We start from the raw sequence: 18,178 nt of genomic DNA on the forward strand, positions 1-18,178 counted from the left end.
ACGGGTTCACGCACCGGGCTCGCGGCCGTCGAGAACTCGATTCGTCCCATCGGGAAACAGCAGGCATGACACGAACCCCACCGGAGGAGATGGTCGAGGCGGATGACGCCGAGCTCATCCGCCGGTCAATTGACGACCCGGAGCAGTTCGCCGGCGTGTTCGACCGGTATGTCGAGCAGATCCACCGCTATGCCGCGCGGCGGTTGGGCGTGCAGGCGGCCGATGACGTCGTGGCGGAGACGTTCCTGACCGCCTTCCGCTCCCGCGCCTCCTACGATCACGCGCAGCCGCTGGCCAGGCCGTGGCTGTACGGCATCGCGACGAACCTCATCGCCAGGCAGCGGCGCGATGAGGAGCGCTTCTTGCGGGCGCTGGCGCGCACCGGTGCGGAGCCGCCGCCTGAGTCGATGGCCGACGCGGTGATCGAGCGCGTGGCCGCGCAGGCCGAGGACCGCCGGCTAGCGGGGGCGTTGACGGGCCTGGCCAGCGGTGATCGCGACGTGCTGCTGCTGGTGGCGTTGGGAGAACTGGCCTACGAGGAGGTGGCGCAGGCGCTCGACATCCCGATCGGGACCGTGCGCTCGCGCCTGCACCGGGCTCGCAAACAAGCGCGGGCCACCCTCGGCACCGGCCTTCACACGAGAGAGGATGCATGATGGATGAGTTCGGACGGTTCCTCGAGGCCACCCCGGCGATCACCGGTGAGGCGAAGGAGGCGGCCCGCACCCGGTTGCTGCAGGCCATCCGTGAGCCGGTCCCCGTGTCGCCGATGCCCTCGCTGATGACCCCGCCGAGGCGGCGCAGGCCGCGCCTGGCCTGGCGTCTGGCGCTGGCTGCGTCGGTCGCGATGGCCGTCGGCGCGGGCGTCCTCGCGGTGCGCGGCGATGAACAACCTGCCACCACCCCGGTCGCCAGCGTTCGGGATCTCGGCGACAAGGCGGCCAGGAGCGCCGAGACCGACCCGTACGAGATCACGCCGTCGCCGGGCCGCTGGCTGTACGTGAAGCAGACGATCGCTCCGCTCCGCAAGGAGCCGGAGCCCGAGGTGGATCGCGACAAGCGCATGACTCTTGAGACGTGGCACAGCTTGGACGGCAAGCAGATCGCGTTGGACAACGGGCGGGGCAAGCTCGTCACGGAGGAGTACGGCCCCGGCGTCACGGGCGCGGACCTGGCCAGGGCGCCGGTCACCCCCGAGGAAATGATCGCCAGGATCGGGGCGAGCGTCGATGCGACCCCCGTGACAGAGTTCGACGACGCCGACGCGACCAGGCAGGAGCGGATCTTCCGGACGATCTCCCAGTTGCTGGGCGAGCAGCCGTTGGTCGCCGACGTGCGGGCCGCGTTGTTCCGCGCGCTGCCCATGATCCAGGGGGTTTCGGTCAAGCGGGACGCGATCGACGCGGCAGGCCGTCACGGGGTCGCGTTCGGCTACACGGGAGCCTGGGAGCGCTCCGAGATCATTGTGAGCGCGCAGGACTACCGGTTCTTGGGGACGTATGGCGAGACCGTCGCCGATCGCACGTTCCCCATCAGCAAGATGACGGTCAGGGCAGGCACGCCGACAGTGTGGACCGCGAACATGGAGAGTCAGGTTGTCGATAGGCCGGGGGACCGGCCGCAGGGGAACAGCCACGACGCAGAATGATGCGATCCATCGCTCGACGCGACGAGGCGTAGTCATGTCGGACGACACTTGATTGCCACGGGAGCCCAACGATGGGCGCGGCCATCAGGCCGCGCCCATCGTCATTGGTGCGCCCAGCATGGGCGATTGCCTGGGGGTGAAATGCGACGACCCCGACAAGCCGGGCGACCCGGCCAGCGTCCGCGACAAGGCGATGCTCGGCACCCTCTACGGTGCCGGGCTCCGCCGCCAAGAGCTCGTCGCGCTCGCCCTGGCCGACTGGGACCCCGACAACCACGAACTCCGCGTGCTCGGCAAGGGCAACAAGGAGCGCGACAGCTACGTCCCCGACCAGGTCGCCGACCTCATCGCCGCGTGGATCGCCGTGCGCGGCCGCACCCCCGGCGCCCTGTTCCCCCCGCTGTCCAAGGCCGGACGGATGCGCACCACCCCAGACGGCCGCCCCGCCCACATGACCGGGCAGGCGCTGCGGAAGATGCTGCTCAAGCGCATCAGACAAGCCGCCCAGCGCCAGCCGACGATCAACGGCAAGACGTACCGGCCGTACGACTTCCGCCGCACGTTCATCGGCGACCTGCTCGACCAGGGCGTGGACCTGGCCACCGCGCAGGCCCTGGTCGGCCACTCCTCCCCCGTCACCACCGCGCGGTACGGCCGCCGGCCGAAGGCCACCCGCCGCGCTGCGGTCAACCGGCTCCGCCTGCCCGAGCGGCAGCCTCCAGCACGCTCTGACGAGGTCCGATCCTGATAGTTTCCCGGGGCTGATCTGCAACTCCATGCGAGGATCAGCCCATGGTGGTGAGGCTTCCCCCTGGGGGCAATCGAGAGAACGCCCTGGCAGCACTAAGAAGAGTGGAAGACAACGCGTTCTGCTTGCTGAAGATGCGCGAAGACCTGGCTCCGCTCGAGCTCCATAGCGCCTATCTGCAATGGGTAGACGGCGCCGTCTCCCTCCTACGACACGAGATCAGCGAGTCCGATCTAGACGATCTTGTCTTGACGAAGCGGTACTGGATCTTGCAATCGATGCACGGATCAGCCCTTCTCCCAGACCGGATGAAGGACCTCGTCATCACGGAGCTGGAGGGAAGGCAGATAGCTGTGGGCCTGGCGGCGCTACAGCTTGCAGAGCAGATCGAACGCTGGGCACGGCCGGGAGTGTTCGTCATGTTCGACACCTCTGTCTTCATCCAGCACGAGGACAAGCTGGAGAGCATCGACTTCGGCCAACTCCTCCAAGTCCGCGCCGAGCCCGTACACCTGCTGATACCCATGATCGTCATTGACGAGCTGGACAGCCTGAAGCAGTCCAAGGACAAACACGTTCGCTGGAGAGCACGACACAGCCTGGCGGTGCTCGACCGGCTCCTGCCCAACCCCACCCATGCCGCGCTGCTGCGACTCGCGGACTACGAGCCGCTGGAGAGCGGCGGGATTCCCCGCGGGGAAGTGTCAGTCGAAGTCGTCCTCGACCCTCCCAACCACGTTCGCCTGCCCGTCGAAGATGACGAGATCGTGGACCAGGCGGTGACGGCACAGGTTCTCGCAGGACGCCCCATCACCCTGGTCACCTTCGACACGGGCCAGTCGATGCGGGCCCGCGCGGCGGGCCTGCGATGCACCAAGATCGCGCAGCCCCCCGGAGACCCTCCGGAGCCTGCCTGAATCGGAGGCAGACGCTAACCCGAGCAGCCTCATGCGGTCCTCTCCCCCGCTACGGAGAGGACCGTCTCTCATGCCTGGCCTGTTCCTCGCACCGTGCAGCTTCGCCGGCATCGGCGAAAACACCCATTGCGCCCGCCGGGCCGGCGGGTCAGCGAAGGGGTGCGACAGGTCGCTGGCGGGCTGACTCTGCCCGGCGCAAGGGGGAGCTTGCGGCCGGTGCACTAGCGCTGGTCGTCGCCCACTTCCGGCAGCCGCTGGCCCGGGCAGTCAGCCGCGAGCTCGGTCAGGGCCTGCTGCTCGGCGAGGTCGATGGACAGGCTCCCCGGCCCGCACGAAACGAGCCGTCCGCGATCTTCTCAACGCCGGGCAGCCCATGTCCTTCGCCGGGGTGGCACGAAAAGCCGACGTGTCGACCTGGTTCGTCTACAACACCCCCGCTATCAGCGCCGCGATCCGGCAGGCGATGAGTGAGCAGGCCCTGCATGGTGTGCAAGCAGCCGCGGTCCCCCGGCCCGAGCGCGCCATCCCCGCCAGCCTGCACACCGACCTTGCGATAGCACGCCAAGAAATCCAGGAACTGAAACGAGAGCGCGAAGCCTTGAAACACCGCCTTCAGCTTGCTCTGGGCGCGGAAATCGACAACGCGGTTCAGCCCGAACTCGTCCAGAAAGTGCAGGGTCTGGAACGCCACACCCAGGCCTTGACCCGAGACCTCGCCGAGGCACGCACCCAAGCTGCACGCCTCACCGAACAACAGCAGGAATCTGACGAGACCATCGCCTCACTCCGGCTCACCCTGCGCAAGGCGATGCGTACCCTCCCATGAGCTGCAGATTCATGCTGGGAGTGCCGAAACCGCCGCGACTGCCCAGACTGCCGCCGGGCGGTTGATAGATCGGGAGGGTGGCGAAGGACCAGGGAAAGGCCGGAGGCGTGGACTCGAAAGCCGACGCCGGCGGCGCGTGCCGCCTGAAGCCGGCCACCAGCGTCCGGGAGCCGCCCTCTCTCATCTGCCTGCCCCGGCCCTGCCCCGACCGCAGTGCATGCGTGGTGGACCGCTGCGCGCACGTCGCCGGCGGTGACCATCAGGCGATCCGGTAGGCGGCGGCGCCGTTGTGCAGAAAGCGGGCGCGGCCGTGGCCGTCGGAGCCGACCAGCGACAGGACTTGGTGGCCGGAGGACTTCGGTTCGGCGGTGATGACCGAGCTGTGGTTGAGGCGGACGACCTCGACGCGGTTCTCAGACCCCCCGAGGAAGGACTCGGCAATGTCATTGCGTGGGCGGTAGGTGAGGAACGCACGGTCGTGCTCGCTGGCAAGGGTGATGTCGTACAGGGTGGAGCGGTAGGTGCCGCACATGCGGTCCGCGTCGATCCCGGTCGGGTTCAGGGGTGGCACGGGTCGTGGTGCCGTCTCGACGCCGGCAAGGTCCCTGAGCGCCGCACCGAAGATCTCGTAGGCCAGGGGTTCGCCGCCCGTGCTGTTGGTCAGCACGGCCACCGCCACGCCCGCCGATGGGGCGACGCGAAGCCATGCCTTCTGCCCCTTGGAGACGCCGGTATGGCCGACGACGCCGTCCTGGTAGAGCATCCAGCCAAGTCCCCAGCCGATGACGCCGCCGCCGAAGTCCGGGACGGGTTCGACCTGGGGTTCGCGCAGTGCCGCCAGCGCGGGGTCGGTGAGATGCAGGCGGACGAACTCCAGCAGCTCGCGTGCGCTGATCGCAAAGTGTGAGCCGCTGGGCGCGGAGTAGTAGGAAACCGCCCACTCTTTGGCCGGAACGACCTTTCCGTCGATCTGGACGTGGCCGACCGCGGCGCGGTGCAGGATCGCCTCGTAGGGGTCGGTAGCGGCGGTGCGCAGACCCAGTGGTGTCACCAGGCGTTCGCGGAGCACGTCGTGGAAGGGCTTGTCGCACAGCACCTCCACCAGCCTGCCGAGCACCACGTACCCGCTGTTGGAGTAGGAGAAGACGGTGTCAGGCGGGAGGAGCTGGTCCGCCTCGGCGAGGGTGGCGACGAACTTCTCGATCGCGTCGTCGTTGCGACCGGTGTCGGTGAAGTGGTTACCGTCGATACCGCCGGTGTGGGTGAGCAGCTGGCGGGCGGTCAAAGATGCGGTGGCGGCCCGGTCGCTCAGCCGGAAGCCGGGCAGGTAGTCGCGAACGGGACAGTCGAGATCCAGCACACCGTCGTCCACCAGTTGCTGGATCAGCGTGGCTGTCCAAATCTTCGTGATCGAGCCGATCTTGAACACCGAGTCGGTCGTGGCCTCGACCTGGGTGCGCAGACTCAGCACGCCCGCAGCCTCGTCCTGGATCTCCCCGTTGGCCAGAACGGCGACCTGTGCGCCTGGTACGTCGTATTTTGCGACAAGCTCGCCCAGATCCCATTCCATCCCACCAGGCTAGCTCCATGATCGAAAGCCTTCGCCGAGTTAGGGGACGCACTGTTAGGCCGCACCGATGATCCTGTGGTTGCCCGCTTTCGACCTTTCTTGTACCTCATGTGCCTCAAATCCGCTCACAGGCTAAGATCGCAGTACACCGACGGCCTCGATGTGCTCCCCCAGTGGGATCGTGCAGATAACGCGCGTGGAACAGCCGTCGCGATCTTCGTCGGTCCGGTGGCGGAATGAACTGCGCTGGTACCCGTCGCGCTGCTCGGTGGCGATGGGCAGGGCGGCGACCGCCTCGGCCAGCAGCAGGCCTTCTGCGCGGCGACCGTCATCGGTAGCGGTCTGGGCGGACGGGTGGCGGCGGGTAGGGCGGGGGTGATGGCTACAGCGGCGACCAGGAGAGCGGTGGTCGTGGCGGTGCGGCGTGGTCGGTGTGGCATACCCGATCCCTTCACAGTCACTACTGACTGAGACGATCGGTCACTCACTGTAGCGATCGAGGGGCGCGGACAGCGGCCTATCGAGAGCCACACCGCCGCGTCGGCGCTGCCCCAGCCGCCCAGGCCCATCCTTCGGCCCGATGCTCGCCCTCACGGGCAGCGGAACTGCCGCCGCCCGGAGTAATCTTGGTCTTGGCCGGTCACGCCAGGCCACACTCCGAGTCGCCCGCGCCCACGGAGCAGGCGGCATCCGAGGACAAGAGGCCGTCGCCTCCCGTGACGAGACAGTCCGAACCCCTGCCAGACGCTCTCTCATGTGCTGGCCGGTGACGTGGGGACCTGCCAGAGACCACGGAGACCCGTCATGGTGGATGTGCGTAAGCGCCTCGTCCGCGACCTCCAGGCCGCTGTGCCCGGGATGAAGCCCACCGCGGCCGTCCGGCTGCTCGACCAGGCCGCCACGCTACGGCCCGAACCTCCGCAGGGGTGGGCGCGGCTGATCCCCAGCCGGGACCGCGACATCACCTACTGGACGCCCGAGAACAGGCCGGTCGGCGGAACCTGGGGAATCAGATTCGCGCCCCGCTGGGTACCGCAGACCCGGCCCAACTTCGCCAACCAGATCCGCGAGATCCTCGACTTCGAGGGGTGAGCCTCCCCGGCGGCTGGCCGGCGGACGCCCCTAACGGCCCTCAGCTCCCGAACGTGTCCCCAGCCGTCAGGTAGCGGCGTTTGGTTCGGCTGATCTAACAGGGCTGAGGGCAGGGCGAGCCGTATGTGCGAAAAGTGATTGCCGCTGGTTGTCCGCGTGGATGATCATGGGTGGATGGACCTTGAGAGCGCGGCGCGGGACTGGCTGGCCGATGGCTTCGTGATCCTCCCGGGGTTCATCCCCGCCGAGGAGTTGGGAGCGGCGGTGAGCGAATTGGAGCTGCTTTTTCCGTCCGCCGAGGGCTTCCATGACGGCACCGACCCGCGCCGCGAACGCTTCATCGGCGACGAGTTCGCCGGGATCGACACCTTCCCGTTCGCCAGCACCGAGATCAGCCTGCTTGCGGTGAACCATCGCATCCTGGCGCTCGCCCAGGCACTGCTAGATGACAACAGCATCCACCTCTACACGGCCGAAGCCTGGGCGAAGTACACCGGTGCCTGCGACTACGACCAGGACCTGCACCGCGACTACCTCAACCACACCCTGCTAGTGCCCAGCACCGCTCCGGGCTGCCGACAGTTGGAGATGTTCGTCTTTCTGTCAGATGTCCCCGAAGAGCTCGGGCCGCCGCACCTCCTTTCACGCAGGCACACCGCGGACATCCCCGCCGTCCCGAACTGGTTCCTGCGGCCGGGGCAGGAAAGCGACTGGCGATTCAACGATGACAGCGGCAGCCCCGAGATGTACGGCGCCGAGGTCTCCGGTGCCGGGCCCGCAGGAACCGTCATCGCTTTCGAAGCCGGCACCTTCCACCGAGGCACCCGACTGACAGCGCCTCGCGGCGCCCGCTACAGCATGCACCTGGGCTTCCGGCCGTCCAGCCTCTCATGGGGTCAACGTGCCGGCTGGGCAGCGCGCGGCTTCGAACGAGAATGGGTCGCGTTCGTCCACCGCGCTACCCCTCGCCAACTCCAAGCCTTCGGGTTCCCCCCACCAGGCCATACCTACTGGACGCCGCAGACACTGACCGGCATGGCGCTGCGGTATCCGGAACTCGACCTCACACCCTGGTCGACCTCTGCTCCCGCACTGCATGGGTCGTGATGGCGCTCCGACGCCTTCGCGGGCTGTCGGTAGACCGTATTCAGACGCGTGTTGAGACGGCCGCCCCGCTCAAGCCATGCGCGGCGACCAGCCGCGCACTGCCGTCGGCCAGCCGATACGACAGGCCCACCACCGCCAGGCGGCCATCGGCCACCCGCTCGGCCAGCACGCGAGAGCGCTCCAGCAGCAGGTCGGCGCTGTGCCGGATGTGCTCATGCAGGATCTGCTCGCCCTGATCGTGTCCGGCGGCGCGGGCCGCCAGCACGCTCGGCATCACCCGCTCGACGACGTCACGGACGAACCCGGCCGGGGTGCTGCCACCATCGGCGGCGGCGCAGGCCGCCGCGATGGCCCCGCACGACTCGTGGCCCAAGACCACGACCAGCGGGCAGCCCAGCACGCTCACCCCGAACTCGATGCTGCCCAGCACCTCGGTGCCGGCCACGTGCCCGGCCGTGCGGACCACGAACAGATCACCCAGGCCCCGATCGAAGATGATCTCGGCGGCCAGCCGGGAATCGGAGCATCCGAACAGCACCGCGAACGGGCTCTGCGCCGGCGCGGTCTCGGCGCGGCGGGCGGCATCTTGGTTGGGGTGCTCCGGCGTGCCAGCGATGAACCGCCGGTTCCCCTCCATCAGCATCGCCAAGGCATCATCGGGTGTCACCCTCAGGATCTCAGTCATGACCGCAGGCTACTGGGTACCAGGCCACGGCCCACACACTGTCCTCGGGGGTAGACCAAGTAAGCCGGAAAGGGGCAACGGCGGTGGTCACACAGGACAGAGCTGCGATTCTGTCCGGGTCCCGAGATGGCATCTGGCAGGTCAGCGCAGCCACACCACTGAGGTACCCAATCCGGCCCCACGTCGGGCGCGGCTATCCACAGCCGAAACCTCGGCTTCCGCCCCACCGCCTGACCAGCTCTATTAGCCCCATCCCGTTGAGGATGAGGGCGGCGCGGACGATGTCGCCGATCCGGCCGGGGCTGAGCGTGTCGTACTGCAGGGTGCGCCATCGCTGCTTGGGTTCGGCGGCGGTGCGCTCGCCGAGGGCCCGTGCATGCCGCGGCAGGGTGTTCGCTGCCGTACTGCCACAACCCCGAACCCCACGTCCCCGAGGCAGGCACATCGACGATCGTGTCGTGGGGGCCGGCATCCTCTATCCCAGCTATCGGATGCTCCTGGGCCACCAGCCGACAACGCGTCCTTGCCTGTTCCGGCATGACTCGGGCCCGATAGTGCTCACCCAGCCGAGGGTATGCCCGCGGTGGCGGGCTGCCGCTGCCGACTCGGGAGGGCGGCCAGCCCGGCGAGCCAGCCCAGCGCGATCCCCCATAGCAGGCCCGCGATCAGTCCGCCCACAAGATGTCCGGCGTATGCCCCCAGGTCCGCCGAGGCGATCTGGGACAGCACGACCGCTCGCAGCAGGTTGACGACCACCGCCCCGAGCACGAACGCCCCCCACGTGCGCCAGAAGCCGCCCCGAGCCCGGGCCACCATGACGACCAGCACCAAGGCGAGGACGCTGTCGGTGAGCGTGACGAGCCAGGTCGTCTCTCCCAGCGGCACCGCACGCAGACCCGGCAGCCCGTACGGCAGGCCGAGCGCGGACGGCACGGCCAGGTAACCCACCCGGGTGACCAGCGCGCTGCCCCACAGTCCGAAGGCCAGGACGATCGCGAGCGTGACGATCGCGGGGAGGCTATTGCGACTAATGCTCATGTTCGGCAGGCTAGCCGCGACCGCGATTCTGGCGGAAGACCCCCGTTCCCGGTGACCGGAGTTCCTATGAAGAGTGCTCGGCTTATCACGGCCGTCGCCGTGCTGGCCGTCCTGGCCGGGGGCGGTGTCGCCGCGGCGACCAGACCCACCCCGAAGCCCGTCACCCGGTTCGTCACGGACGATCAGGGCAGGGTGCTGCTCCTGCACGGCTTCAACACGGCCAGCAGCGCCAAGAGCACGCCCGACGGCCTGCCGACGTTCACCGAGGCGGACCTCGACCGCGAATACCGGGACATGGGGACGAACTTCGTCCGCTTCCTGATCCAGTGGCGCACACTCGAGCCCACCCCAGGCACCTATGACACGAAATATCTGGACAAGGTGGCTGAGCGCGTCGCCTGGTACGCCAAGCGTGGCTACCACGTGATGCTGGACATGCACCAGGACCTGTGGGGCAGCGACATCACCCCGGGCAAAGGCGCGGGCAACGGCGCGCCCGGGTGGGCCACACACCTCGACGGCCTCCCGGTCAGCACCGACCAGCCCACCTGGGAGATGTACTACCTGGAACCCGGCGTCATACGGGCCTTCGACCACTTCTGGAACACCACCGGTGACCACCCCGAACTGATGGACCACTACGCCAAGGCGTGGAAGGCGGTGGCTGCCAGGTTCAAGGACGACCCCGCCGTCATCGGCTACGACCTGATGAACGAGCCCTGGGGCGGCACGATCCAGGGCGCCCAGTTCGAGACCGGCCCGCTGGCCACCCTCTACCGCAGGTCGATCGCGGAGATCAGGTCGGTCGACCCCGACGGCTGGATCTTCCTCGAGCCCCAGGCCGTGGGCGTCAACTGGGGTTTGCCGTCGGCCCTGCCCCACTTCGACGACCCGCGCGACGGCCTGCCGCGCATCGGCCTGGCCCCGCACCTCTATCCGCTCCCGCTCGACCTCGGCGACGACTACACGGCCGGTTCCCGCCGGTGGACCGATCGCACGCTGGGCTGGTGGCGGGACAACATGCTACGCACCGCCGAACGCGTGGGCGGCCCTGTGGTGCTGGGCGAGTTCGGGCTGGACATGTCCCGGCCGGGCTCCCCCGACCTGGTCAAGCGGGTGCTCGAGCTCACCGACCAGGTGAACATGGGCCACGCGTACTGGTCACGCGACCCCGGACCCTGGGGACCCTACGACGACAAGGGGAAGCCGGGGCCGCTGGTCGCCGCGATGGCCCGGCCGTACCCCAGGGCGGTCGGCGGGGTGCCGGTGAGCGTCGCCTACGACGAGAAGTCCCGCGCGCTGACCTTGGTCTTCGACGCCAACGCGACCGGCCCGACCGAGATCTATCTGCCCGCACGCGACTTCCCCCACGGTGGGCGGGCCTCCATCGGCGAAGCCACCTGGGACGCCGGCAGGCGCGTCCTCACCGTGAAGACGAAGACGGCCGGCCGCCTCACCCTCACGATCACCCCTGGATAGATGCGCAGGATATTGAGCGGGAGGCGAGTACAGAGGCGAGCTGCCGCAGAGCAGCGATGATCGCCGCCACGGGCTCTCCCTGCCGGCCCTCGGCCCGGATGAGCCGGTAGACCCGCCAGGATCTGAGCGCATATGTGGCGCTGTGCTCTACCTGGAGGTCTCTCCCACCCGCCACCGTCACCACTAGCGCTCCTGCGTCAGCGCCCGCCACCAGCCGGTACGTGCCACGTTCGACCGAACGATGAAACCAGCCGTCCGAGTGTGACCACGGTCATGATGCTCCCTGGGCTCCGTCCGCAGATGAGCGGGCGGGGTCGGTGGTCGCGGTGTAGGCGGGACGGGGAAGGGGCCGGTCGAGCAGGAAGGCCGTCAGGAGGCTCCGGTAGAGGCCGGGACGGCCGTTGGCGATCGAGTGTCCGGCGCCGGGAACGTAGACCAGGGTCGACTCGGGCAACGTGCGCCGGTAGTCGTAGGTGACCTCCCACTTCAGGTAGTCGCACTGCCCGCGCATGATGAGGGTGGGCACGTGGACTCCGCGCAGCTTCGGCCGCGGGTCGGCGACCGCCGCGGCGTCCGCGGACGTCATCTGGTTGCTGTAGAAGCCAGGCAGGTTGCCATGCACCGGAGCGGGGCGTGCGTTCCTGCAGCCGGTGGCGTCCTTGCCGATGAGCAGAAGCTCCCGCATCCGGGCGTCGGCCTCTGCGTCGGGCACCATGGCGTGCGCGGCGGCGGGGTTGAGCTGCAGGAGCAGTCCCTGTGTCAGCATGCGCGGGTCGCTGGTCAACTCGTCCGCGCGAGCCTGACGGTCGGCGGGCAAGGTGTCCCAGGGAGAGCCGATCCCCTTCGGGAAGGCGGGGTCCCAGATGGCGCCCGGTGAGGTGAGCACGGCTTTGAGGACATGGTCGGCGTGTGTGGCGAGGTAGGCGGCCGAGAGCGTGCCACCCCAGGAGCGGCCGACCAGAATGATCTTCTGGGCGCCGATGGTCCGGCGAATCGCTTCAAGATCGGCCACGTGCCGGGCGACCGTGTAGCCGCTGGGGTCGGCCAGCCGGGTGGAACGTCCGGCGCCGAGCTGATCGTACGCGTAGACGTCGAAGCCGGCCGCCGCCAGTTCCCGGCTGCCCTCGGGCAGCCCCTCCCCTGGCGTTCCAGGACCACCGTGCAGGAAGATCACTGGCGGGCGGTGGATCATCCCCTCTCCCCCGAGCTTGACATAGGCGATGGTCGAGCCGGTCGGCAGCCGCCAGAACGCGACCGACGCAGGGGGCACGGCCGGCACGGGCACCGGGGATGCCCGGAACACCGTGAGCGCCGCGAGGGCGGCCATCGCAAGGGTATTGATCACGACATAGGGCATGACGAGCCGTGGCACGCCCAGCCGCCGGAGCGCGAACCGTCCCAGCAGCCAGCTGATCGCCGCGACCGCTGCCAGCCCGGCCGCCGCGAACACCGGCACGCTCGACGTCACCATCGCGGTGAGGAAGAACGTGACCACCCCGGCCGCCACTGCAGCGATCTCCGCGCCGACCAACAGGGCCGCCCCTGACACATGTTTCATGGGGCAACGCTATGAACGGCCGGCGGGTTTTCCCTCCTGCCCAGGACCGATATGGACCTCCCCTGCGCGGCGGGGTGTCAGTGGTTCCCGGGACGGATCAGGCCCGACTCGTAGGCGTAGATGGTGGCGTGCAGCCGGTCGCGCACGCCCAGTTTGGCCAGGATCACCGAGACATGGTCCTTGACCGTGGCCGGGCTGATCCGGAGAGCATGGCCGATCTCGGCGTTGGACAGCCCTCGAGCCACATGTTCGAGTACCTGGCTCTCGCGTGGAGTGAACCTGCCCGGCGCGATCACCGGCGCGGGGGAAGACGCGGCGAGGCGGTCGAGCAGCCGCCGCGTGATCGCCGGGTCCACCAGCGCATCGCCTCGCGCGATGACCCGCACCGCGTCGATGACACGCGTCGGCTCGGCATCCTTGAGCAGGAAGCCGGACGCTCCCGCGCGCAACGCTCCGAACACGTACTCGTCAAGGCCGAAGGCCGTCAGGACGATGATCCTGGTGTCGGACGTGCTGGCGGTGATGGACGCGGTGGCGGCCAGCCCGTCGAGCACCGGCATCCGGACGTCCATGAGCACGACGTCCGGCCGCAGCGACGCGACCATGGCGACGGCGGAGTGGCCGTCCGCGGCCTGCGCCACCACGTCGAGATCAGGCTCGGCGGCCAGCACGGCGCTGATTCCGGCCCTGACCACCGCCTGGTCGTCGGCCACCATCACTCTGATCATCTGGGCAGCCACACCCGTACGGTCCCGCCCGTCCCCACAGTCAGTGCGCCACCATACGCGTCGGCCAGGACGTGCAGTCGTCTCCGCGCATCCCGGCTCGTCGCGCCTCCGACGAGCACACCGTCATGCCGAAAGGACACGGTGACCGTCCTTCCGGAGCACTCCTGTGCGACTCGGAACACACCCACCTCCAACTCGGGAACCAGGCCGCGCGGATCACCGATCTGATGCACCGCCACCATCCGCCGCGCGGCCAGGACCGCCAACCCGGCGAGCGTCGGCGGCGGATCGTCGGCGCCCAGAGGCCGGCGCAACTCCTCCAGCAGTCCCCTCACCGCGCCGAGCCCGGCGCGGGCCTCGTCGAGCACCGTGCTGAGCCGGCCTTCCTCGGCCGCCACCACGACTGCTTCCGCATGTCGAGAGGCCGTACGACGCAGTCCCGCCGCGATCCGCTCGCGCTCCGCCCGCGCGACAGCCGACAGCCCCTGCCTGTACAGGTCGCCGGCCGCGCCGTCCGCCTCGCGACGCCGTGCTCTCATCCGAGCCACCATCGCGCCCATCGCCCAGGCCGGCACCGCCAGAACGGCCACGCTCAGGGCGAGCACTGCCCAGACGGCAGCGCGGTCACCGCTGATGCCCGGCCCCATGGCCAGCGCCAGGCCGCCCGCCGCAGCGACGAGCAGGACCGCGAGCAGACCCCCGACCCGATCGCGACAGACGCCGAAGGCGTACACCTGCGCCAGCTCCACCCAGAAGCCCCACAGGAAAAGGTCGCCCGCGGGAATCGAAGACCATCCGGCTACCCACACCGCCCATGCGATCGGGTGGACCGACACCATCGCCGCGAGGCTCCACAGAGGCGATCGCGTACGCCACCACAGCGGTATGGCATGCATCATGAACATCGGTACCAGCACGGTCAACTGCTCCGTGGAGACCATCGTGGAGCCACCCGGCAGCAGGGCCGCCCCCATCGACAGCGCGAAGGCGAGCCCGACCAGCGCGGCGTCCCACGCACGCGGGCCGCGCCACCACTCGGCCCGCACCGACGGGACCTCGGCTCGAACCGGAAAACGCGCGCACACCGTCCAGCCGGAGCCGTCAGGGCCCGCCGTGAAGGTACCACCGCAGCTCGCCACTGTCGTGACCAGCCCCGTCAGCCCAAGCCCAGAACCGAGGTCGTCATGCCGTGCCTCGCCGCCGCTGTCCCTGATCACCACTGTCAGGCTTCCGGAATCGTGCCTCACGCCGACCCACACCTGTGCCCCGCTCGCGTAGCGGGCCGCGTTGGTCAACGCCTCACGGACCACCCGGTAGGCAGCGGCCGCGACCTGCGGCGACACATGGTCAACAGTCCTGCGATAGGTGAGGCTCAGCTCCGGCCACGAGCCGATCAGCCCGTCGATCGTCGCGAGATCGGACACGGCGTTCTCCACGACGGCCAGTTCGGCAGCGGCCAACCGGCCCTCCTGTCCGGCGTGGCTCAGGGCGTCTTCCTGGAGCCTTCGATCGGTCAAGTGCAAGGCTGAAGCAGCACTCACCGCGATGCTCGTGAGGCGGTGAGCGGCCGTGTCGTGCACTTCGGCGGCCAACCTGAGCCGCTCGGCATCCGCCGCCGCCGACCACGCCGCCGAGCGCGCCGCGCGGTACGCGACCCGCGCGTCTCGCCTCACGCGGCTCCGTCTGCGTGACCGGCCGAACGCCCAGGTGATCGCCACCAGACCACCTGACAGCAGCGCCAGTCCGCCCACGGACCGCAGCGACCCTCCGGCCATCGCGGCCTCGCCCGCCACCGCCACAACGATCACGCCCGCCGCTACGGCCGCGGCTCCCGCGGTGCGTCGAACGGCGATGCCGTACAGAATCATGGCTCCGACGAGGAGGGTCCACGACACGACGCCCACCACCCGATCATGCCATGGCGTGCTTGCGCTCCTCGATCACCTCGGCACCGGAACATGGGCGCTCGGCGGCATCGGCGGCTACCCCACGGGCTCCTCGCAGCGCCGACGGCAGGAGGCAGCTCAGCTCAGCATGACCCCAGCAATCGGTCATGGTCGGCCACCACTGGGGCCTTTGCCGCTCCGCTCACGCGCGCGAGCCGCGGAGACTACGTCGCCCCGAACATGTGATCGGGAAGCAGAGGTCAGTGCCCCGTTCCCGCCTGGTCCATCATCGAGCCGATCGTCATGGCCATCCGCCGTCGGCTGACCAGTCGTCCCGCTTGCGCCATCAGCCGGTTCCTCGTGCCCGTGATCACGCTGGGGGGCGGGGTGCGCCGGTCGAGGGCCTTCAGGGCGATCGTGACGACCTCGTCGGGGCGCATCCGGCTGGTGCCGCCGTCGGCCTGGGCACCGGCGACGTCGAAGAACTCGGTCTCGGTGGCACCTGGCGACAGCGCCATCACGCGCAGCCCGGTGCCGCGTGATTCGTACCAGAGCGCCTCGGTGAAGCTGAGCACGAACGCCTTGGTCGCGCCGTAGACGGCCATGGTGGGGGTGGCCTGGTAGGCCGCCATGCTCGCGACGTTGACGAGCACGCCGCCCCCGTGGGCGCGCAGCCGTTCGATGAAGACGCGGCTGAGGGCGACGAGAGTGGTGACGTTGACGGCGATCTCCGCCTCCAGCCGCTGCGGGTCCTCTTGGTGGAACGGCGCGTTGGTGGCGAAGCCGGCGTTGTTGATCAGGCCGGTGACGGTGAGGCCGCGCCGGGTGAGTGCGGTGTCGAGCGCCGCGGCGACACCGGGAGTGGCCAGGTCCATGGCGATCGGGGTGGCGGTGATCCGGTACGTGGTCGCGAGCTCGTCCGCGAGGTGTTCGAGCCGGTCCAGCCGCCGGGCGACGAGCACGACGTCGGAACCGCGTGCGGCAAGCTGCCGGGCGAACTCGGCGCCGATACCTGCGCTGGCGCCGGTGATGAGGGTGGTCTGGCCGTGGTAGTCCACGGGGGTCATGGCTCCTCCAGGGGTTCGGTTCGGGACAACGGGTGCCACCGTAAGCCTCTCTGGCACTGAGTGTCAAAGAGTCACTGGGGTGCTATGATGCAGGCATGCCGACGACCCCTGATCAGAAGCTCTGGGCCCGCACCCGCCAGGCCGTCCACGCGGAGGTCGCCCGAACCGCGATGAGCCTGTTCTTGGAGCGCGGTTTCGAGGCGACCACGATCGACGACATCGCCGCGGCGGCCGGCATCTCCCGGCGCTCCTTCTTCCGCTACTTCGGCACCAAGGAGGACATCGTGCTCGGCGACCTCGCCGCCCGGGGCGAGCTGATCCGCAAGGAGCTGGAAGCCAGGCCCGCCACCGAGGACGCCTGGACCGCCCTTCTCAACGCGCTGCGCCACACGCCTCGGCCCGGCCAGGACGACGCGACCACGTTGCAGATCTCGAAGATGCTCTACGGGACCCCGTCCCTGCGGGCCCGCAGCCTCGAGAAACACCTCCAATGGCAGGCTCTGCTCACCCCGGAGATCCGCCGCCGCCTCGGCGTCGCGCCGGACGACGAGCACGACCTGCGCGCCGACGCGATCGTCGCCTGCGTCCTCACCTGCCTTGACGTCGCGGGCGAGGCCTGGACCAGGAGCGATGGCAGTCAGTCGCTGGAAGACCTGGTCCTCATGGCGGTCGCGGCAGTGCGCGGAAGCGCGGCAGACACCTGAAGCAAGCATGTGGGCGCTCTCCAACTGTGGCAGTCGCGGCAGCAAAACGGCTCATCGTTCCTCGCCCGCCTCCAGCGCGGCGAATCCATCCGCACCATCGCCGCCGGCGTCAAGGTCTCCGTCGGCGTCGTCCACAAGACCCTGACGGCCGCCCATGCGGAACAACAGCAGAGAAGGACGCCGGATAGGGCGCCGGTGCGTCTTCAGCGGAGCCCGGCTGTCCCATCCGGACGGCATCGCCCTGAACGCGGAGAGGCTCGGTGTCGAGGGCGGGCTGCGCCTCGATGACGGCTTCTCGGCCGAAGGTGAAGTCCTTCTGCGCGGAGCCCGCGTGGCCGGCTCGCTCCGTTTCGCGCAGGCGAGCCTCGCCAATCCGGGAAGAGGCGCGCTGAACGCCTGGCTGATGGAGATCGGCAGCGGACTGCGGATCACACCGGGTTTTGTGGCGAACGGAGAGGTCTTTCTGGACTCCACCCAGGTCCGCGGATCGGTCAACCTCGACGGTGACCTTCACCTTCGTGGTGTGGAAGCGGCTTCGCTGAAGATCGGGCCCCGGACGTAACTGCTGCGGGCCGTCGACCTCCGCCACAGTCGGGTCGGCGTGCTCGATGACGCTCCCACCCGGTGGCCTGCTCACGTCCTGATGAACGGCTTCACCTATGACAGCCTGGAGGCTCCCCCGCCTGTCCAGGAGCGACTCGACTGGCTGGCCGGGGAGGCCTACCAACCTCAACCCCATGAGCAGTTGGCCGCCGTCTACCGCCGGCAGGGCCACGATGAGGCTGCTCGGGACGTGCTGCTGGCCAAACAGCGTCGCCGCCGGTCTGGGCCGCGCGCGCTCTGGCTCGCAGCCCTTCTCCTTGTCGGCACGGTCGTTTTCACCGCCCACCAGCCACTGGCCTTCCAAGCCGGGCGAGGCTCCCTCCTTCAACGCCTTCCTCTACACCCTGGACCTGCTCCTCCCGATCATCAGGGCCCGCGCGGCGCACAACAGTGGCTCGCCGCGGCGCTGATCACTGCGGGGTGGATCCTCGCAACGACCATCCTGCAGGCCTCACTCGCGCACTCTCCCGCCAATAACGCGACCGGAAGCGGCCACCTCGACGCCGGCCCCGGGTGACGCGG

General features: G+C 69.1%; 17 protein-coding genes and 2 pseudogenes. 12 read left to right on the forward strand and 7 right to left on the reverse strand.

Annotated features, from left to right (window positions below; all coding sequences use genetic code 11):
- The first annotated feature begins 89 nt into the window (after positions 1-89).
- The 5 genes and pseudogenes from HT134_RS38770 to HT134_RS38790 form a co-directional block, all read left to right on the forward strand.
- On the forward strand, positions 90-656 hold the full coding sequence (locus HT134_RS38770; RefSeq protein WP_246366334.1) for an RNA polymerase sigma factor: 567 nt from the start codon (positions 90-92) through the stop codon (positions 654-656).
- The gene (locus HT134_RS38775) at positions 656-1,648 is read left to right on the forward strand and encodes a CU044_5270 family protein (protein WP_175605480.1); all 993 of its coding nucleotides are present in this window, start codon (positions 656-658) and stop codon (positions 1,646-1,648) included. The genes HT134_RS38770 and HT134_RS38775 overlap by 1 nt, the downstream gene beginning before the upstream one ends.
- A 118-nt stretch (positions 1,649-1,766) precedes the next feature.
- Positions 1,767-2,396, forward strand: a complete 630-nt coding sequence (locus HT134_RS38780) for a tyrosine-type recombinase/integrase (protein ID WP_175605481.1) — start codon at positions 1,767-1,769, stop codon at positions 2,394-2,396.
- A gap of 104 nt (positions 2,397-2,500) precedes the next feature.
- Positions 2,501-3,313, forward strand: coding sequence for a PIN domain-containing protein (locus HT134_RS47920; RefSeq protein ID WP_175605482.1), 813 nt, complete (start codon positions 2,501-2,503; stop codon positions 3,311-3,313).
- A gap of 340 nt (positions 3,314-3,653) precedes the next feature.
- Positions 3,654-4,139: pseudogene (locus tag HT134_RS38790) on the forward strand (hypothetical protein); the annotation flags it as partial.
- 259 nt (positions 4,140-4,398) lie between these two features.
- Here the strand turns inward: HT134_RS38790 and HT134_RS38795 are convergent.
- Complete coding sequence (locus HT134_RS38795) at positions 4,399-5,709, reverse strand: serine hydrolase domain-containing protein (protein ID WP_175605484.1); 1,311 nt, start codon at positions 5,707-5,709, stop codon at positions 4,399-4,401.
- Positions 5,710-6,513: 804 nt separating this feature from the next.
- Between HT134_RS38795 and HT134_RS38800 the strand changes: the two genes are divergently transcribed.
- Together HT134_RS38800 and HT134_RS38805 are read left to right on the forward strand one after the other, a co-directional pair.
- The gene (locus HT134_RS38800) at positions 6,514-6,801 is read left to right on the forward strand and encodes a hypothetical protein (protein ID WP_175605485.1); all 288 of its coding nucleotides are present in this window, start codon (positions 6,514-6,516) and stop codon (positions 6,799-6,801) included.
- 174 nt (positions 6,802-6,975) lie between these two features.
- On the forward strand, positions 6,976-7,908 hold the full coding sequence (locus HT134_RS38805) for a phytanoyl-CoA dioxygenase family protein (protein WP_175605486.1): 933 nt from the start codon (positions 6,976-6,978) through the stop codon (positions 7,906-7,908).
- 40 nt (positions 7,909-7,948) lie between these two features.
- Here the strand turns inward: HT134_RS38805 and HT134_RS38810 are convergent, their stop codons facing one another.
- Positions 7,949-8,593 carry a carbonic anhydrase gene (locus HT134_RS38810; RefSeq protein WP_175605487.1) on the reverse strand — a complete coding sequence of 215 codons (645 nt, stop codon included), beginning with the start codon at positions 8,591-8,593 and terminating at the stop codon, positions 7,949-7,951.
- A gap of 558 nt (positions 8,594-9,151) precedes the next feature.
- Positions 9,152-9,631 carry a hypothetical protein gene (locus HT134_RS38815; protein WP_175605488.1) on the reverse strand — a complete coding sequence of 160 codons (480 nt, stop codon included), beginning with the start codon at positions 9,629-9,631 and terminating at the stop codon, positions 9,152-9,154.
- 66 nt (positions 9,632-9,697) lie between these two features.
- On the opposite strand from HT134_RS38815, the gene HT134_RS38820 reads away from it, so the two are divergent.
- The gene (locus HT134_RS38820) at positions 9,698-11,110 is read left to right on the forward strand and encodes a cellulase family glycosylhydrolase (RefSeq protein WP_175605489.1); all 1,413 of its coding nucleotides are present in this window, start codon (positions 9,698-9,700) and stop codon (positions 11,108-11,110) included.
- Positions 11,111-11,381: 271 nt separating this feature from the next.
- Here the strand turns inward: HT134_RS38820 and HT134_RS38825 are convergent, their stop codons facing one another.
- The 4 genes from HT134_RS38825 to HT134_RS38840 form a co-directional block, all read right to left on the reverse strand.
- A complete protein-coding gene (locus tag HT134_RS38825) occupies positions 11,382-12,668 on the reverse strand; it encodes an alpha/beta hydrolase (RefSeq protein ID WP_175605490.1) in 1,287 nt (428 codons plus the stop codon).
- Positions 12,669-12,745: 77 nt separating this feature from the next.
- Positions 12,746-13,408, reverse strand: a complete 663-nt coding sequence (locus HT134_RS38830; RefSeq protein WP_446685769.1) for a response regulator — start codon at positions 13,406-13,408, stop codon at positions 12,746-12,748.
- On the reverse strand, positions 13,393-15,300 hold the full coding sequence (locus HT134_RS38835; protein WP_175605491.1) for a sensor histidine kinase: 1,908 nt from the start codon (positions 15,298-15,300) through the stop codon (positions 13,393-13,395). Before HT134_RS38835 ends, HT134_RS38830 begins: the two co-directional genes overlap by 16 nt.
- 242 nt (positions 15,301-15,542) lie before the next feature.
- Entirely contained in the window at positions 15,543-16,349 is an 807-nt protein-coding gene (locus tag HT134_RS38840) for an SDR family NAD(P)-dependent oxidoreductase (RefSeq protein WP_175605492.1), read from the reverse strand.
- A 95-nt stretch (positions 16,350-16,444) separates the two neighbouring features.
- Between HT134_RS38840 and HT134_RS38845 the strand changes: the two genes are divergently transcribed.
- The 4 genes and pseudogenes from HT134_RS38845 (at position 16,445) to HT134_RS38855 (ending at position 18,173) form a co-directional block, all read left to right on the forward strand.
- Positions 16,445-17,053: a TetR family transcriptional regulator gene (locus tag HT134_RS38845; RefSeq protein ID WP_175605493.1), complete on the forward strand. Its 609-nt coding sequence runs from the start codon at positions 16,445-16,447 to the stop codon at positions 17,051-17,053.
- A 9-nt stretch (positions 17,054-17,062) separates the two neighbouring features.
- Positions 17,063-17,170: pseudogene (locus HT134_RS48210) on the forward strand (hypothetical protein); the annotation flags it as partial.
- 37 nt (positions 17,171-17,207) lie between these two features.
- Complete coding sequence (locus HT134_RS38850; protein WP_175605494.1) at positions 17,208-17,615, forward strand: hypothetical protein; 408 nt, start codon at positions 17,208-17,210, stop codon at positions 17,613-17,615.
- A gap of 81 nt (positions 17,616-17,696) precedes the next feature.
- Complete coding sequence (locus tag HT134_RS38855; RefSeq protein WP_175605495.1) at positions 17,697-18,173, forward strand: hypothetical protein; 477 nt, start codon at positions 17,697-17,699, stop codon at positions 18,171-18,173.
- Positions 18,174-18,178 lie beyond the last annotated feature (5 nt).

This window comes from Nonomuraea rhodomycinica (genome assembly GCF_013363995.1).
GTDB lineage: Bacteria > Actinomycetota > Actinomycetes > Streptosporangiales > Streptosporangiaceae > Nonomuraea > Nonomuraea rhodomycinica.

Coding starts and splice junctions, on each gene's coding strand:
- HT134_RS38805 (WP_175605486.1), top strand. CDS start 6,976: ATGGACCTTGAGAGCGCGGCGCGGGACTGGCTGGCCGATGGCTTCGTG.
- HT134_RS38775 (WP_175605480.1), top strand. CDS start 656: ATGGATGAGTTCGGACGGTTCCTCGAGGCCACCCCGGCGATCACCGGT.
- HT134_RS38825 (WP_175605490.1), bottom strand. CDS start 12,668: ATGAAACATGTGTCAGGGGCGGCCCTGTTGGTCGGCGCGGAGATCGCT.
- HT134_RS38820 (WP_175605489.1), top strand. CDS start 9,698: ATGAAGAGTGCTCGGCTTATCACGGCCGTCGCCGTGCTGGCCGTCCTG.
- HT134_RS38780 (WP_175605481.1), top strand. CDS start 1,767: ATGGGCGATTGCCTGGGGGTGAAATGCGACGACCCCGACAAGCCGGGC.
- HT134_RS38810 (WP_175605487.1), bottom strand. CDS start 8,593: ATGACTGAGATCCTGAGGGTGACACCCGATGATGCCTTGGCGATGCTG.
- HT134_RS38855 (WP_175605495.1), top strand. CDS start 17,697: ATGAACGGCTTCACCTATGACAGCCTGGAGGCTCCCCCGCCTGTCCAG.
- HT134_RS38845 (WP_175605493.1), top strand. CDS start 16,445: ATGCCGACGACCCCTGATCAGAAGCTCTGGGCCCGCACCCGCCAGGCC.
- HT134_RS38770 (WP_246366334.1), top strand. CDS start 90: ATGGTCGAGGCGGATGACGCCGAGCTCATCCGCCGGTCAATTGACGAC.
- HT134_RS38840 (WP_175605492.1), bottom strand. CDS start 16,349: ATGACCCCCGTGGACTACCACGGCCAGACCACCCTCATCACCGGCGCC.
- HT134_RS38815 (WP_175605488.1), bottom strand. CDS start 9,631: ATGAGCATTAGTCGCAATAGCCTCCCCGCGATCGTCACGCTCGCGATC.
- HT134_RS38795 (WP_175605484.1), bottom strand. CDS start 5,709: ATGGAATGGGATCTGGGCGAGCTTGTCGCAAAATACGACGTACCAGGC.
- HT134_RS38850 (WP_175605494.1), top strand. CDS start 17,208: ATGCGGAACAACAGCAGAGAAGGACGCCGGATAGGGCGCCGGTGCGTC.
- HT134_RS38800 (WP_175605485.1), top strand. CDS start 6,514: ATGGTGGATGTGCGTAAGCGCCTCGTCCGCGACCTCCAGGCCGCTGTG.